Genomic DNA, 25,013 nt, shown 5'->3' on the forward strand with positions numbered 1-25,013 from the left:
CCACTGCGGTGGGCGGAGCGGTTTTTGAGTGTAGAAAGGAGAGATGCAGCATATGTTGACGACAATTAAACCTAAAACCAAAACTCTTATTTTATATCTGTGCCTGCCAGTTGCAATGTTTATTTTTACGGTATTTGTTCCGCTGGTAACAGCTCTTGTATACAGCTTCTTTGAGTGGAAGGGAGGCCCTGTAAAAACCTTTAACGGACTTGCAAACTATGTTCAGCTGATCCATGATTCTACTTTCTGGCAGTCCTTTGGACATAATATTTATCTGGTAATCGCATGTATCATCGGACAGGTTGGCATTGCTTTCCTTCTGGTCCTGCTGGTTAATGCAAAAGCAACAAAATTAAAAGGTATGCACCGTACTTTCGGATTTTTCCCAAGTACGATCGCAGCTGTATGTATTGGTTTGATCTGGAACATGATCTATCATAATAAATATGGTCTGATCAACTGGTTCCTGAAAGCGATCGGACGTGCAGATCTGTGTCAGGTATGGCTGAATAATCCGAAAATCGTTATGCTTTGTGTAACAATTCCGCTGATCTGGCAGTACATAGGTTATTATATGGTAATTATTCTTTCCGCCATTGCTTCTATTGATACGGAAATTTTTGAAAGTGCTCAGATTGACGGAGCCAACGGACTTCAGACAGCATGGTATATTACCCTGCCATTGATCAAGAACACAATGCTTGTATGTATTACCCTTTGCGTAGCTGGTAATATGAAAGCTTTCGATAATATTTATGTTATGACAAAGGGCGGTCCGGGTACGGCATCCATGGTTATGGCAATGTACGGATACCAGGTTTCCTTTAGCCAGAGCAACATGGGCTATGGTAGCTGTATTTCAGTAGCAATCTTTGTACTGTCGTTGTTGGTAATCGGCGGTTCTCAGGCGTTGATCAAATATCTTACCAGGGAAAAGGAGGCGTAGGTTTATGAATTCAAGTGCAAATGTACCGGCAACTCACAAAGTGAGAAAAGGAATTGCAGCTGTGATCATAAATGCGGTCCTGCTTATTTTCTCCCTTTCCTGTATTTTCCCTATCGTGTGGATGATGTATTCCTCGCTGAAGGAAAAACGAGTATTTAATGCGGATATTATGGGGCTTCCAAAGGACCCTACTTTGATTAATTATATTAAAATCCTTTCTAATAAGGATTATCATCTGGGACAGTCTATGTTAAACAGTGTAAGAACTACAGGTGTATCTATTGTTCTTATTATTATATTCAGCTTTATTGTAGGCTATATTCTGGCGCGTGTTCATTTTAAACTGAACCGTGTACTGTATATCATGTTCCTGATGGGTATGCTGATCCCTATCCATTCTCTGCTGGTTCCTATCTATGTAGTATTCCAGAAATGCGGAATCAACAACAGATGGTTCACTTTGCTTCTTCCATATGTATCCTTTGGTCTCCCTATCGGTATTTTCCTGGTAGAGGGCTATGTGAAATCTATTCCGGTATCACTGGAAGAGGCTGCGGCAATTGACGGAAGTAACTTTACCCATACTTTATGGACGATTATTCTTCCAATCTGCCGCCCGATCCTTACAACGATTGCGATCATTCAGGTATTCAGCTGCTGGAACGAGTTCTCTTTCGCCCTGGTTCTGATCAAGGATGTAGGTCTTCAGACTGTACCGCTTGCATTGACACAGTTCAAGGGACAGTTTGCATCGGATTATCCGAAGCAGATGGCTGCCATGTTGATTACTATGGCGCCGGTAGTAATCCTGTATTTTGCATTTAGCAAGGAGATTATCAAAGGTATGGTATCAGGAGCTGTCAAAGGCTGATCTGCCACAGATCCTGCTATTTATAAACTAATGCCAAGAGTCCCCTGGAAGGTGTGTGTAACTCCTTTCCGGGGGATTTCTTTTGTTTTGGATTGGTACTTGATTATTTGCTTCAGATAACCTATAATTAAGTTTAAATTTCTGCAAATTAGCGTATAAAAGCGTGCTTTCGGAGAAAGTCAGGAAAAGGAGGATATATTATGAAATTATATGATACCGGTGTTTACCTGCTGAATGGTAAGGAGATCGTACCGGAGACTGAGGCAAAGCTGTCTGTTTCCAGAGAAAAGGCAGCAGAGAATACGATTGCTTATTCAATCCTGAAATCCCACAATACTTCCGGAAATATGGAGAAACTTCAGATTAAATTTGATAAACTGACATCCCATGATATTACCTTTGTGGGAATTATTCAGACAGCCAGAGCATCAGGGCTGGAGAAATTTCCTGTACCCTATGTGCTGACTAACTGTCATAATTCTCTTTGCGCAGTAGGCGGAACGATCAATGAGGATGACCATATGTTTGGACTTACCTGTGCCAAGAAATATGGCGGCGTATATGTACCGCCTCATCAGGCAGTTATTCACCAGTTTGCAAGAGAGATGCTTGCAGCAGGGGGTAAAATGATCCTCGGTTCAGACAGCCATACACGCTATGGCGCTCTTGGAACCATGGCAATGGGAGAAGGAGGACCGGAACTTGTGAAGCAACTTCTTTCCCAGACCTACGATATTAATATGCCGGGTGTAGTTGCTATTTATCTGAAGGGAGCACCTAGACCTGGTGTGGGACCTCAGGACGTTGCGCTGGCTATTATCGGTAAGGTTTTTGCCAATGGTTATGTGAAGAATAAGGTTATGGAGTTTGTAGGACCTGGTGTGGCAAATTTAAGTGCTGATTTCCGTATTGGCGTGGATGTTATGACTACAGAGACAACCTGCCTTTCTTCTATCTGGCAGACAGATGAGAAAATTCAGGAATTCTATGAGATTCACGGCAGAAGTGAGGATTATAAAGAACTGAAACCAGGCGAAACTGCATATTATGATGGATGTGTGGAGATTGATCTGGGAGAAATCAAACCTATGATCGCAATGCCTTTCCATCCAAGTAATACCTATACCATTGACGAGTTAAATGCTAATCTGGATGATATTCTTGCAGATGTGGAGAAAAAAGCTCAGATAAGTCTGGATGGTAAGGTACCATATACACTCAGAGACAAAGTGGTTGATGGAAAACTGTATGTAGATCAGGGAATTATTGCCGGCTGTGCAGGCGGCGGATTTGAAAATATCTGTGCTGCAGCAGATATTCTGAAGGGCAAGAGCATTGGTGCGGATGCTTTTACATTAAGTGTTTATCCGGCAAGTACTCCAATTTATATGGAACTGGCAAAAAATGGTGTTCTGGCTAATCTGTTGGAAACAGGTGCTGTAGTTAAGACTGCTTTCTGCGGACCGTGCTTTGGGGCTGGTGACACACCTGCAAACAATGCGTTCAGCATTCGTCATACCACCAGAAATTTCCCGAACCGTGAAGGTTCTAAGATCCAGAATGGCCAGATTTCTTCTGTGGCACTTATGGATGCCCGCTCTATAGCTGCTACAGCTGCTAATAAGGGATTCCTTACTTCTGCTGAGGAATATGCCGGAGGATATACAGGTCAGAAATATTTCTTTGATAAGACTATTTATGAAAATCGTGTTTTTGACAGCAAGGGTGTAGCTGATCCGTCTGTAGAGATCCAGTTTGGTCCCAATATTAAGGACTGGCCAAAGATGTCTGCACTTCCGGAGAATCTTATTGTGAAGGTTGTTTCTGAGATTCATGATCCGGTTACTACCACAGATGAACTGATTCCTTCCGGTGAGACTTCTTCCTACCGTTCCAATCCTCTGGGACTGGCAGAATTTACCCTTTCCAGAAAGGATCCGGCTTATGTAGGCCGCGCCAAGGAAGTCCAGATTGCTCAGAAAGCAATTGAAGAGGGTAAATGTCCGGCTGAAGCACTTCCGGAGCTGAAACCGGTGATGGAAGTGATCAAGAAATCCTATCCGCAGGTCAGCAAAGAAAATCTGGGAGTTGGAAGTACCATTTTTGCTGTGAAACCTGGTGACGGTTCAGCCCGTGAACAGGCTGCCTCCTGTCAGAAAGTACTTGGAGGATGGGCAAATGTGGCAAATGAATATGCAACAAAGAGATATCGTTCGAATCTGATCAACTGGGGCATGCTTCCGTTTTTGATCCAGGAAGGGAAGCTTCCCTTTGTGAACGGGGATTACCTGTTTTTCCCGGAAATCCGTCAGGCTGTGGAGAATAAGGCTGATGTAATCAAAGGATATGTAGTCGGACAGGAAGGTCTGAAAGAATTTGAGGTGACTCTGGGCGAGCTTACAGATGATGAAAGAGAGATTATCCTTAAGGGATGTCTGATCAATTATAATCGTAAATAAATAATAAAGAAATGCAGTCGTTTGGGAAGCGGCTGCATTTCTGATTTTGCTGTTATTGTTCATAGGCAATATCCAGCAAAGCGTGTTGCTGAGAACGGAATGAACGGTAATATTTTGACAGAATCAAATCTTGGAAACTTAAAAAGTCAGAAAATTACGAGATAAATAGAAAAAATATAAAATTAATGAAAATAAAACAATAATAAGATAAAAAATATGAAAATAAATAGAAAAATGTATTGACAAATACGAAGCATGATGGTATTATAAGTTCATCAAAAAGAAACAGGAAATAAAATCTTAAAAAAGAAATTCATTCAATTCATAGTATAGATAAATGTTACAATGAAGAAGGATGAAATTATTTTAGAAGGGTTAGGTGATTCCGTTGGAAATGAATTTACAGACTTAATCAATATAAGAGTGGCAGATATCGCATTTCCTGCCAGAAAGACCGGATACATAAGATGATGAAACGGTTTTCCAACAAATGAAATTATTTTTCAGAATGGAATAGAATTTGTATCCAGAGTATTATAGAAGCGATAACTTATATTGAATAACTGTCACAGACCTGGTACAGAGATTTTGATAAATATGTAAAGAAATATTTATTAAAAGAGTATAACCCTTATCTCAATAGTTAGCCTGAAAGCTGAGTTTCAGGGAACAGATAGATTGAAGGTAAGAACGATACTTTGAGATGTATATCAGTAACTTTAGGATATAGATTGAAGCTTTGCATCAGAAGAATATCTTCCATATAATAATGGATTCAGATATTGAGTGTGAATTACGAAGGTACTTTTTCAAAATACTTTACATAGGATGACAGATTTCTTGAATTAAAATAGAAATATTGTATTTGAAAAACCTGGTTCGGATGAGATGATAAAGTATAAACACATAAACGGTTATGAATTTAAGAAGTTAAATTTATAATTGCTTATATAAAAGATGAAAAAGTGTATCCAGTATTTCCAATTTGTAATTATAATCCGTGAAATTATAATTAAAATCTATATAACTTTCTAAGTAAGACCAATGATTACATATCATTTGGATTATGAGCAGGAAATCAGAGAAGAATTTTAAGATTTGAAATTTAAAAATTGAATAGCGAATCTTGTAGAACAGTCTATAAATAATATAGAAAGAATACTAAGAGGAAAATAAATTGAATAACGAAGAACATTGAGGCGGTCATCATTTTTGAAATCTGGTAGAGTAAAAAGTGATGACCGTCTTTGAGTTTGCCTGAAAAAATCACGCCTGGCGTGGTTTTTTATTTTGCATGTTTTGCGGCAGACCATCTTGGAGTGAAACTGGCGTTGCGTGAAAATGAAGATTGAGGTATAATTTTTGGGATATTTACTGCTTTTATAAAGGAGATTATATATAGATGAAAGATGTGAGAGAATGTATTTTATATGAAGATAAGGATATCCTGGTCTGCCATAAGCCGGCAGGGATTGCAGTACAGAGTGGGCGTGTGGGGACCATGGATCTGGAAAGCCTGCTAAAGAATTATATTGCGCAAAAAAAAACGGGAAAGATACCTTATCTGGCTGTGATCCATCGATTGGATCAGCCGGTGGAAGGAGTGCTCGTGTTTGCTCTGAATCCGAAAGCGGCAGCGGCTTTAAACAGACAGATGATGACGGGGGAGATTTCCAAAACTTATCTGGCGGTGACAGATGTGAAAAGGGAAAGTGTACTGCAAAAGGAAAGCACAGACACAAAGGAAGAGGAAAAAGTGCAGATGATATGCCTCACAGACTGGCTCTGCAAAGATAATAAAACGAACTCTTCTTCAGTGGTGCCTGCTGGTACAGCAGGTGGGAAGAAAGCAGTTTTATATTATAAGATTCTGGAAAGCAGGGAAGTACAGGGACAGAAACGCTGCATGGTACAGGTTCGGCTGGAAACAGGACGCCATCATCAGATCAGAGTACAGCTGTCACATGCAGGGATGCCCTTGGTGGGAGACCGTAAATATAATCCTGTGGAAAACAGCAGAGAAGCACTGGCCTTGTGTTCGGTACAGCTGGAGTTTACACATCCAGCATCAGGGAAAAAGATGAAATTTCAGGTTGCACCCACAGGAACGGCATTTCGTGAATTCTCCGTGAAAAAAATATAAAATCTCTGGACGAAAGATTTAAAATGTGTATAATATAAGGGATAAAATATTAGCTTTATGTAAATGAATAAAGCCTGATTTTTCGGCTGTGTATAAGCAGTGAAACGGATGATTTACCCGCTCGGTTGTAGCGCGATAGAAAGAGGAGATTGATCATGAAGAAACCGATAGTAGCAGTGATCGGTATGACAGTGGCTTTGACAATGCTGTCAGGTTGCAGTAAGGATGAGGTTGAGGAGACTATCCAGCCATTGGTAGCAGATGCTATTGAGGAAGAGGATTCTGAGGCAGAGGCAGTGGAGGATGGAGATGGGAGTCCTCTGATTCCTGAAATTGACACCAGTGTGAAGATTCAGGCAGGTTCCAGAATTGCTGTTGTGAGCAAGTCCACAAAGGGAGAGTACTGGAAAATGGTAAAGAAAGGCATGGAGGACGCTGTGGCAGCCATCAATGATGCCTATGGTTATAAGAAGGATGATGCTATTACTATGACCTTTGAGGGACCGGATAATGAAGAGGATGTGGAGAGCGAAATCAACATTATTGACGCGGTAATTGCAGAGAATCCTGAAGTATTGTGCATTTCAGCAGGAGATATGGATTCCTGTCAGGCACAGCTTGAAGCAGCTCATGAGAATGGGATTCCGGTTATTGTTTTTGACTCTAATGTTTCTGAGAAGAAGCTGGTGCGGGCATATCGTGGTACAGATAATGTACAGGTAGGCAAGATGGCTGCATACAGGCTGGGAAGTGCGATTGGAAAGATGGGAAAGATAGCAATATTTTCTGCTCAGGAGAAAACAAAGAGTGTACAGGACAGAGTCCAGGGCTTCATGGATAATATCCGGAAATATGGAGATATTGAGGTAGTGGAGACCATTTATTCCGATCAGGTTGATGATATGGAAGCTGCAATGCAGGAGGTTCTGGAGAAATATCCAACACTGGACGGAGTGTTCTGCACCAATGCGGATATTACAGAGCTGTATCTGGAAATGGATAAAAGTACGGAAAGTGACAGTATTGCCCTGGTTGGTGTAGATGCCACTTCCAAACAGCAGGAGGCAATCAGAAAGGGAACAGAGATTGGCTGTGTTTCCCAGCAGCCTTATGCTATGGGATATCAGACGATCTGGGCGGCAGCAGAGACCACAGCACCCAGAAAGTCGGTGAAAATAGAGAAAAACGTGCTGACCAATCCGGCATGGATCGATGCATCTACTCTTGATGATCCGGAGAGCAGTGCATATCTTTATACAGATTAGAACTGGCAGTTTCCGGAGAGATTATGAATAAAAAATGATTATTGAGAATATCGGGTATTTACGGTAAGAGAAATATACAAAAGAGAAAGCATGAGAACAGAAGTGTACTGTTCTTGTGCTTTTTTTGCTTTCATTTGGTCACAAAAAATAAATATAATATGTTGAAATAATCACATGCATGATATAAATATAACAAAAAAATAGTAAAATTATAATTAAATTTTGATAAAATTATACAGCTTTCTTGTAATTTTACATGCGATATGATAAAATTATGAACATAATCAGTGATCAGAGGAAAACAGGATTATATAAGTTTATAACTGAAAGGATATGGATGATTTGTAGTCATAAATAGGAGGAAAATTGGATAAAAAAGAGAATGGCATGAAGCAATGGTCAAAGATTATTAAAAATGTTACTATGTTGTCTCAGTTTAGCTTGTCTCTTATCACACCGCTTTTGCTGTGTCTGGCGTTCTGCTGGTTTCTTATTTCCCATACAGGTGTTGGCGGGTGGATTTTTATTCCGGGTTTCTTTTTTGGACTGGGAGGTTCTGGGACAGTAGCATATAAATTTTATCTTTCTATTAACAGACAGCAGAGAAAAGAGAGCAGAAAGAAGAAAAATAAAGTATCGTTCAACAGACATTTATAGTGGATGGAAGGGAGATTTATATGAGTATTATGGATAATGTTCAGCCAGTCGTAAAGAAAGAAACCGGAAGGGTGTCTGCCATTACCGGAATCGGACTGCTGATCATGTGGATTGTATTTGGAGTGCTGCATGCTTTTATGCCGCAGAAGGTACCCTTTGATTATACAGTATTTCTTGGAGGTGCGGCTGGAGGATGTGTGGCAGTCCTTAATTTCTTTTTAATGGGACTTGCAGTACAGAAAGCAGCTGCAGCAACAGATGAAGACACAGCAAGAATGAGGATCAAAGCCAGTTATTCACAGAGAATGATGATCCAGATGCTGTGGGTGATCATAGCCATTGTTGCTCCGTGCTTTCATTTTGTGGCAGGAATTGTTCCTCTTTTATTTCCGGGAACAGGAATTAAAATTGCAGGAATTTTTCATACTAAAAAGTAGTCATTAAAACGAATTACAAATATCTGTTGTTATTAAACCGGAAAACAGTACCGGGGCAGACAGGAGGTGAATAATAGTATGGAACTGGATATTACAGGGGCAAGGATATTCTTTACATTGCCCATTGATGTGCCTTTTCTCGGGCCATTAAGGATCAGCGAGACAATGGTCATAAGCTGGCTGGTTATGATACTTATAACTGGTTTGTGTATCTGGCTGACACATGATCTGAAAGAAGAGAACATTTCCAAACGTCAGGCTGTGGCAGAGCTCATTGTAGAGAAAGCCAACAGCTTTGTAATCGGAAATATGGGTGAGAAATTCAGATATCTGATACCATTTGTTGCAGCACTTTTTGCAACCAGCGTGGTTTCCAACCTGATCAGTCTGATCGGACTTCGAAGCCCTACAGCAGACCTTTCTACAGAGGCTGCCTGGGCAGTTGTGGTTTTCATTATGATCACAGCGCAGAAGATAAAGACCAGCGGATTTGGCGGCTATCTGAAAGGATTTACAACCCCGATCGCAGTTATGACACCGTTTAATATTCTTTCCGAGCTGGCTACACCTGTCAGTATGGCCTGTCGTCATTTCGGAAATATCCTTTCCGGTGTGGTAATCAATGGCCTGATCTATGGGGCACTGGCAGTTGCAAGCTCCGCACTTTTGGGACTGATCCCGGGTGCACTGGGAAATATACTGTCAAAGATACCGATTCTTGATGTGGGTATACCTGCGATCACGTCGGTCTATTTTGACTGGTTCTCGGGAGTTATGCAGGCGTTTATCTTCTGTATGCTGACTGTAATGTACATTGCAAATGCAGCAGAAGAGTAGCAGAAACATGATTTGCCGGAGCAAAACGGCAGCGGTGGTAACCGCAAAGAATGCTGAAATACAGCAGAAAAATTAATACCGCAGCAAAGGGGAAAAAGCTGCAGATTATTATTTAACAGGAGGGTTTTATTATGGATTTTCAGTTATTGGCAAAAGGTATCGCATTAGCAGGATGTGCAATTGGAGCAGGATGTGCGCTGATCGCAGGTATCGGACCTGGTATTGGTGAAGGTAACGCAGTAGCAAAGGCGCTGGAAGCAATCGGACGCCAGCCTGAGTGCAAGGGTGATGTTACTTCTACCATGCTTCTTGGATGTGCCATCGCAGAGACAACAGGTATCTATGGTTTCGTAACCGGTCTGCTGCTTATTTTCGTTGCACCTGGTATGTTCATGAACTTCCTGAGCTGATAGGCATTTTAGACTAGTATAGACAGGAGGTTACAAACATGCAGGTACAGGAATTAGTTGGAATTGTGCCGTGGAATTTTATAGCGACGATTTGCAACCTTTTTATTCAGGTATATCTGATCAAACGTTTCCTCTTCAAGCCCATCAATGAGATGCTGGAAAAGCGTAAAGCAAAAGCTGATGCCCAGATCCAGGATGCAGTGAAGGCAAAGGAAGAAGCCCAGGCAATGAAAGCAGAATATGAAAAGAATATGCAGGAAGCCAAGAATAAGGCAAATGACATTTTGATGACAGCTCAGAAAACAGCCGCTATCCAGAGTGAAGAGATGCTTAAGGAGGCTTCCAGTCAGGTAACTGCCATGAAAGAGAAGGCAGAGAAAGACATTGCACAGGAGAAACGTAAGGCAGTCAACGAGATCAAGGGAGAAATCGGCGGTATGGCTGTTGAGATTGCCGGAAAAGTGATCGAGCGCGAAATTAGTGAAGAGGATCATGCAAAACTGATTGATGAGTTTATTGAGAATGTAGGTGAGGCATCATGACAAAAACTGCCAGAGTTTACGGCGGAAGTCTGTATGACCTTGCCGCTGAAGAAAAGCTGGATGGACAGATTATGGAGCAGATGATCGCGATCAGACAGATTTTTCGAGAAAATCCGGGATATCTGAAATTGCTGGGAGAACCAGCGATTCCTGAAGACGAGAGACTTAAGATGATTGAAGAGGCTTTCGGAGGGCAGGCAGAGAGATATCTGGTGAATTTCCTGAAATTATTGTGTGAACGCAAGATTCTGAGAGAGTTTGCCGGATGCTGCGAAGAGTTTATCGGACGCTACAACAGTGCACATGGAATTGCGGAGGCAGTGGTTACCAGTGCAGTGAAGCTCAGTGAGACTCAGATGGAAGCTCTGAAAGCGAAGCTTGAGAAGCTAAGCGGAAAGAAAGTGTATCTGGTTCAGAAAACAGATGCATCCGTGCTTGGTGGACTTCGCGTGGAACTGGAGGGCGTGCAGCTCGACGGTACCGTACAGAGCCGTATTTCCGGTATTTCAAAGAAACTGAATGAATTGGTAGTATAAAAATTTAAGAGATTAAAGGATGGAATGGAAACATGCAATTAAAACCTGAGGAAATATCCAAGGTCATCCGAAGCCAGATAAAATATTACGAAAATGCCATTCAACAGAACGAGACAGGTACGATCCTTATGGTTGGTGACGGTATTGCCAGAGCCAGCGGACTGGTAAACTGCATGTCAGGAGAGCTTCTGGAATTTGAGGACGGAAGCTTCGGTATGGCACAGAACCTGGAGGAGAACAGTGTCTCCATCGTAATCTTTGGTTCAGATGAGAACATTGGTGAGGGTCAGACCGTAAAGCGTACAGGCAAGGTGGTGTCTGTACCTGTAGGCGACGCCATGGTTGGACGTGTTGTAAATGCACTGGGACAGCCAATTGACGGAGCAGGCCCGATTGATACAAAAGAATTCCGGCCGATTGAGAGTAAGGCACCGGGAATCTGTGAGAGAAGATCTGTATATCAGCCTCTCCAGACCGGTATCAAAGCAATCGACTCCATGATCCCCATTGGACGTGGACAGCGAGAACTGATTATTGGTGATCGTCAGACCGGTAAAACCACAATTGCCACAGATACCATTATTAACCAGAAGGGAAAAGATGTGATCTGTATTTATGTAGCCATCGGACAGAAGCGTTCCACAGTAGCTACATTAGTAGAGAACCTGACCAGAAACGGTGCAATGGATTATACTATCGTTGTGGCAGCTACAGCATCTGAGTCAAGCCCGCTGCAGTATATCGCACCCTATTCCGGATGTGCAATGGGTGAATACTTTATGAATAAGGGAAAAGATGTGTTGATCATCTATGATGATTTAAGTAAGCATGCAGTTGCATATCGTGCACTTTCCCTGCTGATCCGTCGTCCGCCCGGACGTGAGGCATATCCGGGTGACGTTTTCTATCTGCATTCCAGACTTCTGGAACGTGCAGCGAAGCTGGATGATGAACATGGCGGCGGCTCTATGACAGCACTGCCGATCATTGAAACACAGGCAGGTGACGTATCTGCCTATATTCCTACTAACGTTATTTCTATTACAGACGGACAGATATTCCTGGAGACAGAGTTATTCCATTCAGGAATCATGCCTGCTGTAAACCCGGGTATCTCCGTATCACGAGTTGGTGGTGATGCGCAGATTAAGGCAATGAAGAAGGTAGCAGGAACACTGAAGCTGATCTATTCCCAGTACCGTGAACTGCAGAGCTTTGCACAGTTTGGTTCTGATCTGGATGCTGATACAAAGGCACGTCTGGAACAGGGCGCACGTATTGTGGAAGTTCTGAAACAGAACCAGAATGCACCGGTTCCTGTAGAGAAACAGGTTGCAATCCTTTATGCGGTTACAAAGGGTGTTCTGGAATCAGTAAAAGTTGAAGACGTAAATGTATATGAATCAGGATTATATACCTATCTGGATACAGATGCAGCAGGCGTAGAGGTTATGCAGGAGATCCGCTCAACAGGTAAGCTGGAGCAGGAAACAGAGCAGAAGCTTCGCAGCGTACTGGATGCGTATACAGAGAACTTCCTGAATACAAGACCTGAGAAATAAAGTGATTAGGAGGGTATCGTATGGCTTCGAATATGAAAGCGGTAAAGCTGCGTATCAAGAGTGTACAGAGTACCATGCAGATTACCAAGGCCATGGAGCTTGTAGCATCCTCCAAACTGCGTAAGGCAAAGGAACGTGCAGAGGTATGCCGTCCGTACTTTACAGAACTTCATGAGACATTGAAAGAGATTGCAAGGGAGAATACAGATTTCTCATCCATTTATGCGAAAGAGTCTTCCAACAATAAAACCTGCTATGTAGTGATCGCAGGTGACAGAGGATTGGCAGGCGGATATAATGCAAACCTTTTCAAATGTCTGGAGGCTTCTGCTGAAGGTAAGGACTACATGGTTCTGCCGGTTGGAAAGAAAGCAGTAGAATATTTCCGACAGAGAGGGCTTGAAGCTCTGACAGAACAGTTTGCAGAAGTGGGGAATATTTCTGTGGCGGACTGTTTTGAGATGGCAAATATGCTCTGCACGGAATTTCGAAAAGGAACCTTTGGCCATATTGAATTATGCTATACTGTTTTTAATTCCATGCTTTCTCAGCAGCCGGAGGTATTTTCCATGCTTCCTATGACTGATATCAGAGAGGAAAGCGGCGGTAAGATAGAGACGAAGAATCTGATTCTCTACGAACCGGACGGAGAGACAGTATTTGATGCCATTGTTCCGGAATATCTGGCAGGCCTGGTTTATGGCGGTATCTGCGAAAGTATTGCAAGTGAACTGGCAGCCAGACGTATGGCTATGGACGCAGCTACAAGTAATGCGGAAGAGATGATCGATCAGCTCAACCTTTATTACAACAGAGCACGTCAGGCAAGCATCACGCAGGAAATCACGGAGATTGTTGCAGGTGCAGAAGGTCTTTAATATAATTTCCAACAGATAGGAGATTACTAACATGAGTGAAAAACACATTGGCGAGGTAGTGCAGGTTATCGGTCCGGTACTGGATATCCGCTTTGCGCACGATGAACTGCCGCCTCTTCTCAATGCCATAGAGATTGATAATGATGGCGCAAAGCTGGTTGCCGAGGTTGCACAGCAGATCGGTGATGATGTGGTAAGATGTATTGCCATGAATTCTACTGACGGACTGGTGCGCGGTGCCAAAGCTCTGGATACAGGTGGTCCAATTTCCGTTCCTGTAGGTGAGGAATGCCTGGGACGAGTATTTAACCTTCTAGGTGATCCGGTAGATAATCTTCCGGCACCGGAGGCAAAGGAACGCTGGTCTATCCATCGTCAGGCTCCTTCTTATGAAGAACAGATGCCTGCAACAGAAATCCTGGAGACAGGTATTAAGGTCGTTGATCTGATCTGCCCTTATGCAAAGGGTGGTAAGATCGGTCTTTTCGGTGGTGCAGGTGTAGGAAAAACAGTTCTTATCATGGAGCTGATCCACAACGTAGCAACTGCACACGGCGGACTTTCCGTTTTTACAGGTGTAGGAGAGCGTACACGTGAGGGAAATGATCTTTACAATGAAATGAAAGAAAGTGGAGTTATCGACAAGACTGCTCTGGTTTACGGTCAGATGAACGAGCCGCCCGGAGCACGTATGAGAGTTGGACTTTCCGGACTTACCATGGCGGAATACTTCCGCGATGAGAAGAACCAGGATGTGCTCCTCTTTATTGACAATATTTTCCGTTTTACACAGGCAGGTTCCGAGGTGTCTGCGCTTCTGGGACGTATGCCTTCAGCCGTAGGCTATCAGCCTACACTGGCAACTGAAATGGGTAATCTGCAGGAACGAATTACTTCCACAAGAAAGGGTTCCATCACATCTGTACAGGCGGTATATGTGCCTGCCGATGACCTGACTGACCCGGCTCCTGCAACTACATTCTCACATCTGGATGCAACAACTGTACTTTCCCGTGAGATCTCCAGCCAGGGTATTTATCCGGCCGTTGATCCTCTGGATTCCACAAGCCGTATCCTTTCCCCTGAGATCGTAGGGACAGAGCATTATGAGATTGCCAGATCAGTACAGAGGGTTCTTCAGCGTTACAAAGAGCTTCAGGATATCATTGCCATTATGGGTATGGACGAGTTGTCAGAGGAAGACAAACGTACTGTAAGCCGTGCACGTAAGGTTCAGAGATTCCTGTCACAGAGCTTCTCCGTAGCAGAGCAGTTCACAGGTATGCCTGGTAAATATGTTCCTCTGAAGGAGACGCTGAGAGGATTCAGGATGATCCTGAACGGTGAGTGTGATGACATTCCTGAGAGTTATTTCCTGTTTGTGGGAACCATCGATGAAGTGTTTGAAAAAGCCAAGAATCAGTAAAGGGGGAAATGTCCTATGAGTACTTTCCCGTTGAGAATCGGAACACTGGACGGACTGCTCTTTGAAGGCAATGTGGAGCGTGTGATCTGCAGAACTGTCAGTGGTGATCTGGCTATTCTTGCCAGACACTGTAATTACTGTACTGCCCTGGGAATGGGTGAAGCCAGTGTGGTAATGGAAGATGGAAGCAGACGGACCGCAGCCTGTATTGGCGGGATGCTTTCTGTTATGAATGGAAAGTGCCGTGTCCTTGCAACTACCTGGGAGTGGAAAGAGGATATTGATGAGCAGCGCGCACAGGAAGCTAAGAAAAGAGCTGAGGAGATGATCGCCAAAGGTGGTTTGACTGATCATGATTATAAGGTTGCGGAGGCTAAACTGCAGAGGGCGTTGGTGCGTTTGAGTGTGAAGAGCTGAGAAAATAAGAGTTATTAAAAGACTGACAGGGAATCCGGGAGGGGAGACTGTCGGTCTTTTTTTGTTTGTGATATGGGTTTTGGGGGATATAGTGGGAAGAATTTGAGGGACGCATAGAAAAGGGACGCATAGAAAAATAATTTATTTCATGTGCGGTTTCGGACATTAAGATATTCTAAGCTGCTCAAAATCTGCTAAAGGCATGAGAAAAATGCCACAAACTCGCTTCGCTCAGACAGTGTGTCATTTTTCTCATAACGCAGATTTTGACCAGCTAAGAATATTTAAATATCCTGCAAATGCACATGAAATAAATTATTTTTCTATGCTGGTGGTTGGATCTTTCAAATACACTGGCAGGGGACTTATTTGATTCGGTTAAAAAGATGAAACATAGTACATTGTCATACATTGACACTTTACCATGATGAGGTTAAAATAAGGATAGATTATGCGACTGTAAGGGAAAGTGGGCAGTTGCGATATTATTTTGAATTTCGGTGGTTTGCTGCCGGGATTATTTGGACAGGAGCGAATATGTTATGATAGCAGAAAAAATGAAACCTTATGTAAAAAATAATTCAGCCATCCGTATGATGTTTGAGGAGGGAAATCGTCTCAGAGCCATTTACGGTGCGGACAAAGTTTATGATTTCAGTCTTGGGAATCCCAGTGTTCCGGCACCGGAGTGTGTGAAGGAGGCTATTATTGATCTGGTGAACGAAGTGGAGCCTACAGTGCTTCATGGTTATATGAGTAATGCAGGATTTGAGGATGTGCGCCAGACGATAGCGGAATCTTTGAACCGCCGTTTTGGGACAAAGTTTGCGGCGAAGAATCTGATTATGACGGTTGGAGCAGCCAGCGGTCTGAATGTGATTTTCAAGACGATTCTGAATCCTGAGGAAGAAGTGATTGTTTTTGCACCATATTTTCTGGAATATGGTGCATATGTGCGCAATTTTGATGGCAAGCTTGTGGAAATCTCTCCGGATACAACCACATTCCAGCCGAATCTTGAGGAGTTTGAGCAGAAGATTACGGCAAAGACAAGGGCAGTGATCGTAAATACACCTCACAACCCCACTGGTGTTGTATATTCTGAAGAAACCATTAAGAAGCTGGCTGCAATTCTTGAGAAAAAACAGCAGGAATTTGGCAGTGTAATTTACCTGATTTCTGACGAGCCATACAGAGAGCTGGCTTATGATGGTGTAGAAGTTCCATATCTGACAAAATATTACGATAATACTATTGTTGGCTATTCTTACAGTAAATCTCTGTCCCTTCCGGGAGAGCGTATCGGTTATCTGGTAATTCCGGATGAAGCAGATGGCAGTGAAGAACTTATCACTGCTGCGGCTATTGCCAACCGTACCATCGGATGTGTCAACGCCCCATCCCTGATGCAGAAGGTGATTGCCAAATGTGTAGATGCAGAAGTGGATGTAGCTGCATATGACAAGAATCGTCTGGCATTGTACAACGGTTTGAAGGAATGCGGATTCGAGTGTATCAAACCCCAGGGAGCATTCTACCTCTTTGTGAAATCCCCGGTGGCAGATGAAAAAGCGTTCTGCGAAGCTGGAAAGAAATATAATATTCTCATGGTTCCGGGAAGTTCTTTCGCCTGCCCGGGTTATGTGAGACTGGCTTACTGTGTATCTTATGATACAATCATCAATTCCCTGCCGGAGTTTAAGAAACTGGCAGAGGAGTTTGGGCTGTGAAAACGGCGGGGATTGACATTGGGACAACAATGATAAGTGGTGTTGTTCTGGAAAATGAGGAAAACGGACAGGCAAAGATTCTTCCTCGGAGCAGCAATGAGCAGTCTGCCAAAGCCGGCTTAATGATTAATCGAAGGAGGGTCATGTTCTTATGAAAAATACAAAAAAATTCCGGAAGAATATGCCAAAAAGTATTTTGATAAGTTTGTGAAAAAAACATTGATAATACTACATAGACTAATACTACGGCTATAGAGAAGGGGATTAATTTCTCCAAGGTATTGCAGGATGCAGTGAAAAAGAAACTATGCCGCTTGAATGACTGATATCTGAATTTGCATGAAAATAGAGTTAAGATAATGAAAAATTTTTTTGGGGGATAAAACCATGGATGTTAGTTTGTTAGAAGAAATGGATTTTGACAATGTGAATATTGACTGGGAATTTATTGAGACGATTTTAAAAGAACTTCCTTCCAATATTTATTTCAAAGATACTCAGTGCAGATATCTGTTTTGTACTCATTATTGGAATCATATTGTTCACGATGATACAGAAGCATGGAGTATTCGCGGAAAAACGGATATGGAGATTCGAAAGGACAAAGAAAATGCGCGAAAGGCATATGAAGAGGATAAAAAACTTCTCAAAACCGGAATAGGATGTAAATATGTTATAGAAACCTGTATAGATGGTGTGACAGAGTTCCTTGAAATTATCAAAAACCCGGTAAAAAATAAAGACGGCAGAATCATCGGCATTGTTGGACTGATAAATATTGTTACTGACAGGATAAAGCTTCAGAAGCAACTGGAAGCATATGCACAGACGGATATCATGACAGGGCTTTTTAACAGACGTTATCTGGAGTATTGGGAAGAAAATGAAATAAAGCCACAGTATTTTCCAATCAGTATCATAGCAGCCGACTGCGATGGATTAAAGCATACCAATGATACGTACGGACACCATGTTGGCGATGAAATGATCAGGTCTGCAGCGCAGCTGTTAAAAGATGTGCTGGCAGATCAGGCAGTAATGTTCCGCATGGGAGGAGATGAGTTTCTGATGATATTGAACAATACAGATGAAATACAGGTACAGAATATAGTAGACAGATTAAGAGAAAAAATAAAGCAGACCTACGTAAAAGGAATTCCGCTTAGCATTTCTTTTGGAGTCTGTACCATGAAAGACATGATAACAGATATAGAAAATGCAATTTACATTGCAGATAAACGGATGTATAGAGAAAAAAAAGAAAAAAGCGTGTTAAAACAGTAAAAAAGATGTAACTGTTCAGAAACTCCGGAATACAGAGTATCTTGCCATGATAGGCAGAGGAATTGCATAGCTAAAAGATGGTAAAGGCCAGGAACATGAATTGATAAAGTCTATTGAGCGTGACGGTCTGCTTGAGGGAATAGGAAAACCGGTAATTTCTCCGGTGCTGAACAGGTAAACTCAATGATTGATTGAATGAGGGCATATTCTTTTATTGTCCGATTTATTGTATATTATTTTCCGGCATGCTCCGATATGTTTTGGGGCATGCCGGAAAATTTTATGAAAATTGCAAGAAAATGGAAGAAAAAAGTGAGAGTATTTTTAACGCTATGGAAAAAATGTGATTTTTGAAAAAACAAAGATTGTAATAATGCCTCGAACGTGACATAATAAGAATGGAAAAGTAAAGGGCAGGTTAAATTCTGATTAGAGACAGGTAAAGTAACCTGCTTACATTATGCGCCGATTTCCTGGGATGAGGATGGAAATCAGGCAAACGACAAAGGAGAAAATAATGGGAATTTTTTCAATGATATTGTCATTGCTGAGTGGAGTGGCATTATTTCTGTTTGGTATGTCATTGATGGGCGATGGCCTGAAAATGGTTGCCGGAAATAAGCTGGAAGCTTTCCTGTATCGAATGACAAACACACCGCTGAAGGGAGTTGCTCTGGGTACTGGTGTTACCAGCGTGATCCAGTCTTCTTCTGCCACAACTGTTATGGTCATTGGTTTCGTTAACTCAGGTATGATGAAGCTGAAGCAGGCCATCGGTATTATCATGGGAGCTAACATTGGAACCAGTATTACCGGGTGGATTCTCTGTCTTTCTTATATTGATGGAAAGAATGGAATTGCTAAAATTTTATCCACTGCAACAATTACAGCAGTAGTAGCGATTATTGGTATTATCCTTCGCATGGCATGTAAGCGCTCCGTGCATAAAAATATCGGTAATATCATGCTTGGTTTTGCAATCCTGATGACAGGTATGCAGACAATGAGTGGTGCTGTTTCACCGCTGAAAGACAGCCCGACCTTTACAAATATGCTGACCATGTTTTCCAATCCTCTGATTGGTATTTTGGTAGGTATCGCATTTACCGCAGTGCTGCAGAGCGCATCTGCCACAGTCGGTGTACTGCAGGCGTTATCTGTAACAGGTATCTTGACATTTTCCAGTGCATTTCCAATCGTTCTTGGTATCGGTGTAGGTGCGGCCTGTCCGGTCCTGATCTCAGCTATCGGTGCTAATAAAAATGGTAAACGTACAGCACTTGTTTACCTGATCAACGACCTGTTTGGCCTGATACTCTGGTCTGTGATCTTCTATACAGTAAATGCTATCGTACATTTCGGATTTATGGATATGATCATGTCACCGGTTTCCATTGCTTTACTGAATACTGTATTCCGTGTAGCAACAGTATGTGTTCTCTTCCCATTCATACCGAAGATTGAACAGCTGGTGTGCTGGCTTGTGAAGGACAGTGCAGAGGAACTGGAGGACGAGGCAGACTTCGACCTTCTGGAAGAACGTCTTCTGAATTATCCTGCACTTGCGATTGGACAGTGCCATCGTGCCATGAGTGGTATGGCAAAGAAGCTTCGTAAGAATGTTAACCGTGCCATGAACCTTCTGAACGAATATCAGCAGGATAAATTTGACAAGGTACAGAGAAAAGAGAACCTGATCGATAAATATGAGAGCCGTCTTGGTGACTATCTGATGAAGCTGACAAAGCATGAGATGAACAGTGCCCAGACAAAGCAGGCTTCACTTTATCTTCATACCATTAACGACTTCGAGAGAATCGGTGACCATGCATCCTACATTGCATATATGTCCAGTGAAATGCATGATAATCACACTAATTTTTCACAGGAAGCCTGGGATGAGCTGAATGTAGTAATGGAAGCAGTTCGTGAGGAAATCAATCTTACCTGCCGTGCATTCCTCAATGATGACAAGGAAATGGCACAGAGAGTTGCACCGCTTGGAATGATTATCACATCCTTATGCAATGAGCTAAAGATGCATCATGTAGAGCGTCTGAGTAATGGCAATTGCGGACTGGAAGAGGGAACTGTATATACAGACATTCTCAACAGCTTCAACCGTATTGCAGCACATTGTGCAAGTGCAATGGTAGCTCTCCTTAAGAGTGGAGACGAGAATCCGGATATGCATATCCATGATTCCAAGATTTACCCATCTGACAGCGTGGAATATTATACATACTTCAAGGAATATCGCCAGAAGTATGAAATCGTAAAGAACGAGGAACACATGCGAAGCATGGAACCGGAAGAGGTAGAATAATACTTTTATACTACAAAGCAATAAATATATATGATATAATGACAGCAGATGATCTGGAAACAGATGTCTGCTGTTTTTTCGTTATAGTTGTCAGCAGGCTGGATTGTTTTTGCAAACACAACAACCCCAAAGGAGGAAGCAATTATGTTATTCGACAGCAGAACAGTTTATCTCGGTGCATCCAGGGACAAATATGAGCAGTATTGTAAAGCCTTAGATTCAGAGAAAATCAAATACAAAACAAAGAGAGTTAACCACGAAGAAAAAATGATAGCCCCGGGCAGGGGAACTGCCCGCAGCATGGGTGGGAACTTCGGAACAGATAAAACATTGTATGAAATCATGGTCGGAGAGAAAGATTACGACAATGCAATGGGGATTCTGACAGCACTGAAGTAGACGGAACCTATCCTGAAGAAGAAAGTATGCAAAAAAGTGTGCAATATAACGGAAATCCTGGAGGTGTTTTGTGGAAGAATGTGGGGAGTTTCGCCATGGAGAAGACTTTCCCGCTCTGCTGAACTGTCTTAAATGCATTATTTACGAGGACTGCAAGCTCCTTCTGATAAACTGCGAAGCAGTTATTCGGTTATGAGTAAGTAGCGAAGCGGATTGCGAATATCCGCTTGACCTAACATTGCCTCATCTATCAAGGTGAGGCAATTGCATATCCGGGCATATCGCTCAAATATCCATAATTGTATATGTAAAATCGGATAACGAATCATACTTGACAGAAGCTTACGTGGGAGATATAATTAACTCAAACGGAAACGTTTCGGTTTTGGAAATGCTTCCTGCATTTATAGTAATCAGAACAAAAAATATACATCATTAATTATGAGGAGGAAATCATTATGCCACTTGTAACATCAAAAGAAATGCTGGACAAGGCTCAGAAAGGCGGTTATGCAGTAGGTGCATTTAATGCGGAGAATATGGAGATGGTGAAAGCAATCATCCAGGCTGCAGAGGAACTGAAAGCGCCGGTTATGATTCAGACAACACCATCTACAGTGAAATATGGAACAGTAGAAACCTATGCGGCGATCGTTGCAGCAGAGGCTGAGAAAGCATCTGTTCCGGTATGTATGCATCTGGATCACGGAAGCAGCTTTGAACTTGCTATGCAGGCAATGCATGCAGGTTATACTTCTGTTATGATCGATGGTTCCAAGCTGGATTTTGAGGCTAATATTGCAGAGACAAAACGTGTGGCAGATGTTGCAAAAGCACTGGATATTCCATGCGAAGCTGAGCTTGGCAAGGTTGGCGGCAAAGAGGATGATCTGGAGGCTGAGGCAGACACAAATACAGATCCTCAGGAGGCAAAGGAGTTCGTTGAACGTACAGGAGTTACTTCTCTTGCTGTTGCTATCGGAACTGCACATGGCTTCTATGTAGGAACTCCCGTTCTTGATAAGGAACGTCTCAGTGAGATCCGCCAGGTTGTAGATATTCCGCTTGTACTTCACGGTGCATCTGGTTTAAGTGATGAGGATGTCAGGGACTGTGTAAAACGTGGTATCTGTAAAGTGAATTTTGCTACAGAGCTTCGCGCAGCATATTCCAAGGCAGTCAAAGAGCTTCTTGCAGAAAAACCAGACACCATTGACCCGAAAGCATATGGAAAAACTGCTATTGCAGCAGTGAAGGAACTGGTAATGGCAAGAATGAAGGTCTGCGGATGCGACGGCAAGGCAGAGAAATAAAATGGCGGCAACAATGAAAGATATAGCCAGACTGACAGGACTTGGTCTGGCTACAATCTCTTCCTATTTTAACGGAGGAAACGTCAGAGAAAAAAACAGAGTAAAGATTGAAAAAGCTATTGAGGAACTCCATTATGAGGTCAATGAAGTTGCCAGAGGGCTTAAGACAAATGCGACAAAGACCATAGGAGTTGTAATTCCGGAGTTGAATAATATATTCTGTGCCGAGATTATAACAGGGATGGAAGATATTCTCAGAAGTCACGGTTATGCAACCATCGTCTGTGATTGTCGTACAGATAAGAAGCTGGAGCAGGAGGCAGTGGAGTTCCTGATCCGCCGCAGGGTGGATGGAATCATTAATATGCCGGTGGATGAAACAGGGGCACATCTGAAGAGATTTCAGAAAACAGGCAAGCCGATCGTGCTGATAGACCGTAAGATTCAGGGAATTCCCTGTGACAGTGTTCTGGTGGATAACAAAAAAGCAGCAGAGGATGCGATGCAGCTTTTTATAGAAAAAGGGCATAGAAAAATTGGAATCATAGGTGGCCCTGAGGGGATTTTTACAGCAGAGGAACGTCTGGAAGGATATTACACAGCTCTTAAAAAAGCTGGAATTCCCATAAAAAATTCACTGGTATATCGTGGTGACTATACGATCCAGGGAGGTGTCAAAGGCCTGGAAGAGCTTGTCCGGGAGAATCCGGATATGACAGCGGTTTTTGTGACCAACTATGAAATGACAATGGGTGCAATGATCGGAGTCAATGAGTTGGGAATACAGATTCCAGAGCAGCTTTCTATGATAGGGTTTGATAATCTTCAGTTTGCAAGGGCGTGCCGTCCCAAGCTGACGATTGTATCACAGCCCACCGACAGGATTGCCAAAGAGATTGCAAGGATTATTCTGGAGCATCTTGAAAAGAAAGAAGAAAGATCTGAGAAACCTTTTATGGAGAAACTTCAGACAGAGATTATGGAAGGAAAATCTGTAAGTATTCTGAACAGATAAAATAGAATCATGGGAGCAGCAAAATGATAAAATCATATTTATTGGGGATTGATATCGGAACAAGTGCCTGCAAGGTTGCGGTATTTGACAGGAATGGAAAAGTTCTTGCAGCAGCCAGTGGTGATTATCCGGTATATTATCCACATGAGGGATGGGCAGAGCAGAACCCTGAGGAATGGTGGGATGCAGTCTGCCGTGCAACAAAGGAAACAATACAGAAGGCAGATATCACTGCAGATGAGATTGCAGGAATCGGGATTGATGGTCAGAGCTGGTCTGCAATTCCAATTGACAGAGAGGGTAACGTGCTGGCCAATACACCAATCTGGATGGATACGAGAGCACAGTCTATTTGTGACAGACTGAATCAGGAGATTGGACAGGAGGAGATTTTTGAGGTAGCAGGAAATTCTCTTCAGCCCTCTTATTCTACTGCAAAGATCCTTTGGTACAAAGAAAATCTTCCGGAGGTATACGCAAAAATCCACAAGATTCTTCAGTCCAACAGCTATATTGCATTTAAACTGACAGGTGCGCTTACCCAGGATGTGTCACAGGGATATGGATTGCATTGCTTCAATATGAAGAAGGGTTGCTGGGATGAAAAGATGTGTGAACGTCTTGGAATCCCCATGGAATTTCTTCCGGAAATCTGTGACTGTGACCATGTGGTTGGAAAAGTTACCGGGAAGGCAGCTGCAGAGTGTGGACTTGTGGAAGGGACTCCGGTAGTTGCCGGTGGACTTGATGCAGCCTGCGGAACTCTTGGTGCAGGTGTGATCCATTCCGGTGAAACACAGGAGCAGGGCGGACAGGCCGGAGGAATGAGCATTTGTACAGAGGAATATAAGGCTGATCCGAGACTGATCCTGAGCTATCACGTTGTCCCGGGTAAATGGCTTCTTCAGGGAGGAACCACCGGAGGCGGCGGTGTAATGCGCTGGTTTGAACGTGAATTTGCAGATTATGAACGGATGATGAAAGAACAGACAGGTGCCTCATCCCTGGATCAGCTTAATAAAATTGCAGAAAAAGTTGCACCAGGCTGCGAGGGAATGGTATTTCTTCCATATATGTCAGGAGAGCGTTCTCCTATCTGGAATCCATATGCAAAGGGTGTTTTCTATGGATTGGATTTTGCAAAAACAAAAGGACATATGGTCCGCGCCTGCATGGAAGGGGTGGCATTTTCCCTGCGGCACAATCTTGAAGTGGCCAGGGAAGCCGGGGCAGAGGCAGATGTATTGAGAGCTATGGGCGGTTCTGCCAACTCCCTGCTCTGGACACAGATCAAATCCGATATTACAGGAAAAACGATCATAGTGCCGGCATCTGATACGGCAACCACCCTTGGTGCCGCACTTCTGGCAGGAGTGGGAGTAGGTTTTTACAAAGATTATGAGGAAGCAGTTTCACTTACGGTCAAAGAGACCCGCCGCCATGAACCGGATCCGAAGAACAAAGCTGTTTATGATAAAACTTTTGAGACTTATATAGAACTTTATAAATCTCTGGCGCACATAATGACTGCAAAATAAAAAGCAGAATTCATGAAAGGAG

General features: G+C 42.8%; 24 protein-coding genes. All 24 read left to right on the plus strand.

Annotated elements, in window-relative coordinates; genetic code table 11:
• Nucleotides 1-52: 52 nt before the first annotated feature.
• The 24 genes from ACTNDS_RS03175 (at nt 53) to xylB (ending at nt 24,991) form a co-directional block, all read left to right on the plus strand.
• The gene (locus tag ACTNDS_RS03175; RefSeq protein ID WP_433844811.1) at nt 53-946 is read left to right on the plus strand and encodes a carbohydrate ABC transporter permease; all 894 of its coding nucleotides are present in this window, start codon (nt 53-55) and stop codon (nt 944-946) included.
• A 4-nt stretch (nt 947-950) separates the two neighbouring features.
• Complete coding sequence (locus ACTNDS_RS03180; protein ID WP_173743286.1) at nt 951-1,817, plus strand: carbohydrate ABC transporter permease; 867 nt, start codon at nt 951-953, stop codon at nt 1,815-1,817.
• A gap of 200 nt (nt 1,818-2,017) precedes the next feature.
• The gene (locus tag ACTNDS_RS03185; protein WP_441033584.1) at nt 2,018-4,276 is read left to right on the plus strand and encodes a hydratase; all 2,259 of its coding nucleotides are present in this window, start codon (nt 2,018-2,020) and stop codon (nt 4,274-4,276) included.
• A 345-nt stretch (nt 4,277-4,621) separates the two neighbouring features.
• Nucleotides 4,622-4,747 (plus strand): hypothetical protein, encoded by a 126-nt coding sequence (locus ACTNDS_RS03190; RefSeq protein ID WP_019162986.1) that lies wholly within the window; start codon nt 4,622-4,624, stop codon nt 4,745-4,747.
• A gap of 931 nt (nt 4,748-5,678) precedes the next feature.
• On the plus strand, nt 5,679-6,419 hold the full coding sequence (locus ACTNDS_RS03195) for an RluA family pseudouridine synthase (RefSeq protein WP_441033587.1): 741 nt from the start codon (nt 5,679-5,681) through the stop codon (nt 6,417-6,419).
• A 155-nt stretch (nt 6,420-6,574) separates the two neighbouring features.
• Entirely contained in the window at nt 6,575-7,684 is a 1,110-nt protein-coding gene (locus tag ACTNDS_RS03200) for a substrate-binding domain-containing protein (RefSeq protein ID WP_441033589.1), read from the plus strand.
• A gap of 366 nt (nt 7,685-8,050) precedes the next feature.
• Nucleotides 8,051-8,341, plus strand: coding sequence for an AtpZ/AtpI family protein (locus ACTNDS_RS03205; RefSeq protein WP_243874012.1), 291 nt, complete (start codon nt 8,051-8,053; stop codon nt 8,339-8,341).
• Between the two features lie 20 nt (nt 8,342-8,361).
• A complete protein-coding gene (locus ACTNDS_RS03210; protein WP_173743282.1) occupies nt 8,362-8,778 on the plus strand; it encodes an ATP synthase subunit I in 417 nt (138 codons plus the stop codon).
• 78 nt (nt 8,779-8,856) lie between these two features.
• Entirely contained in the window at nt 8,857-9,615 is a 759-nt protein-coding gene (locus ACTNDS_RS03215; RefSeq protein WP_303242250.1) for a F0F1 ATP synthase subunit A, read from the plus strand.
• Nucleotides 9,616-9,743: 128 nt separating this feature from the next.
• Complete coding sequence (gene atpE / locus ACTNDS_RS03220; RefSeq protein WP_173743323.1) at nt 9,744-10,025, plus strand: ATP synthase F0 subunit C; 282 nt, start codon at nt 9,744-9,746, stop codon at nt 10,023-10,025.
• 38 nt (nt 10,026-10,063) lie between these two features.
• Complete coding sequence (gene atpF, locus ACTNDS_RS03225) at nt 10,064-10,567, plus strand: F0F1 ATP synthase subunit B (protein ID WP_441033594.1); 504 nt, start codon at nt 10,064-10,066, stop codon at nt 10,565-10,567.
• Nucleotides 10,564-11,103: an ATP synthase F1 subunit delta gene (gene atpH / locus ACTNDS_RS03230; RefSeq protein ID WP_441033597.1), complete on the plus strand. Its 540-nt coding sequence runs from the start codon at nt 10,564-10,566 to the stop codon at nt 11,101-11,103. Before atpF ends, atpH begins: the two co-directional genes overlap by 4 nt.
• A gap of 32 nt (nt 11,104-11,135) precedes the next feature.
• Nucleotides 11,136-12,665, plus strand: a complete 1,530-nt coding sequence (gene atpA / locus ACTNDS_RS03235; protein ID WP_008704965.1) for a F0F1 ATP synthase subunit alpha — start codon at nt 11,136-11,138, stop codon at nt 12,663-12,665.
• Between the two features lie 20 nt (nt 12,666-12,685).
• Nucleotides 12,686-13,543 (plus strand): ATP synthase F1 subunit gamma, encoded by an 858-nt coding sequence (gene atpG / locus ACTNDS_RS03240; protein WP_173743280.1) that lies wholly within the window; start codon nt 12,686-12,688, stop codon nt 13,541-13,543.
• Between the two features lie 31 nt (nt 13,544-13,574).
• Entirely contained in the window at nt 13,575-14,969 is a 1,395-nt protein-coding gene (atpD, locus tag ACTNDS_RS03245; protein ID WP_173743279.1) for a F0F1 ATP synthase subunit beta, read from the plus strand.
• A gap of 15 nt (nt 14,970-14,984) precedes the next feature.
• Nucleotides 14,985-15,386, plus strand: coding sequence for an ATP synthase F1 subunit epsilon (atpC, locus tag ACTNDS_RS03250; protein ID WP_173743278.1), 402 nt, complete (start codon nt 14,985-14,987; stop codon nt 15,384-15,386).
• Between the two features lie 542 nt (nt 15,387-15,928).
• A complete protein-coding gene (locus tag ACTNDS_RS03255; RefSeq protein ID WP_173681049.1) occupies nt 15,929-17,116 on the plus strand; it encodes a pyridoxal phosphate-dependent aminotransferase in 1,188 nt (395 codons plus the stop codon).
• Nucleotides 17,113-17,271 (plus strand): hypothetical protein, encoded by a 159-nt coding sequence (locus ACTNDS_RS03260; protein WP_441033603.1) that lies wholly within the window; start codon nt 17,113-17,115, stop codon nt 17,269-17,271. The genes ACTNDS_RS03255 and ACTNDS_RS03260 overlap by 4 nt, the downstream gene beginning before the upstream one ends.
• Nucleotides 17,272-17,503: 232 nt before the next feature.
• Nucleotides 17,504-18,400, plus strand: a complete 897-nt coding sequence (locus tag ACTNDS_RS03265) for a diguanylate cyclase (RefSeq protein ID WP_441033606.1) — start codon at nt 17,504-17,506, stop codon at nt 18,398-18,400.
• Between the two features lie 517 nt (nt 18,401-18,917).
• Nucleotides 18,918-20,726, plus strand: coding sequence for a Na/Pi cotransporter family protein (locus tag ACTNDS_RS03270; protein ID WP_441033607.1), 1,809 nt, complete (start codon nt 18,918-18,920; stop codon nt 20,724-20,726).
• A 144-nt stretch (nt 20,727-20,870) separates the two neighbouring features.
• Nucleotides 20,871-21,125 (plus strand): hypothetical protein, encoded by a 255-nt coding sequence (locus ACTNDS_RS03275; protein ID WP_025579283.1) that lies wholly within the window; start codon nt 20,871-20,873, stop codon nt 21,123-21,125.
• Nucleotides 21,126-21,583: 458 nt separating this feature from the next.
• Nucleotides 21,584-22,438: a class II fructose-bisphosphate aldolase gene (locus ACTNDS_RS03280; protein ID WP_441033610.1), complete on the plus strand. Its 855-nt coding sequence runs from the start codon at nt 21,584-21,586 to the stop codon at nt 22,436-22,438.
• 1 nt (nt 22,439) lies between these two features.
• On the plus strand, nt 22,440-23,453 hold the full coding sequence (locus tag ACTNDS_RS03285; RefSeq protein ID WP_441033613.1) for a LacI family DNA-binding transcriptional regulator: 1,014 nt from the start codon (nt 22,440-22,442) through the stop codon (nt 23,451-23,453).
• A gap of 23 nt (nt 23,454-23,476) precedes the next feature.
• Nucleotides 23,477-24,991, plus strand: a complete 1,515-nt coding sequence (gene xylB, locus ACTNDS_RS03290; protein ID WP_441033616.1) for a xylulokinase — start codon at nt 23,477-23,479, stop codon at nt 24,989-24,991.
• Nucleotides 24,992-25,013 lie beyond the last annotated feature (22 nt).

It is taken from the genome of Blautia sp. HCP3S3_C12, assembly GCF_052064155.1.
Taxonomy (GTDB): Bacteria; Bacillota; Clostridia; order Lachnospirales; family Lachnospiraceae; genus Blautia_A.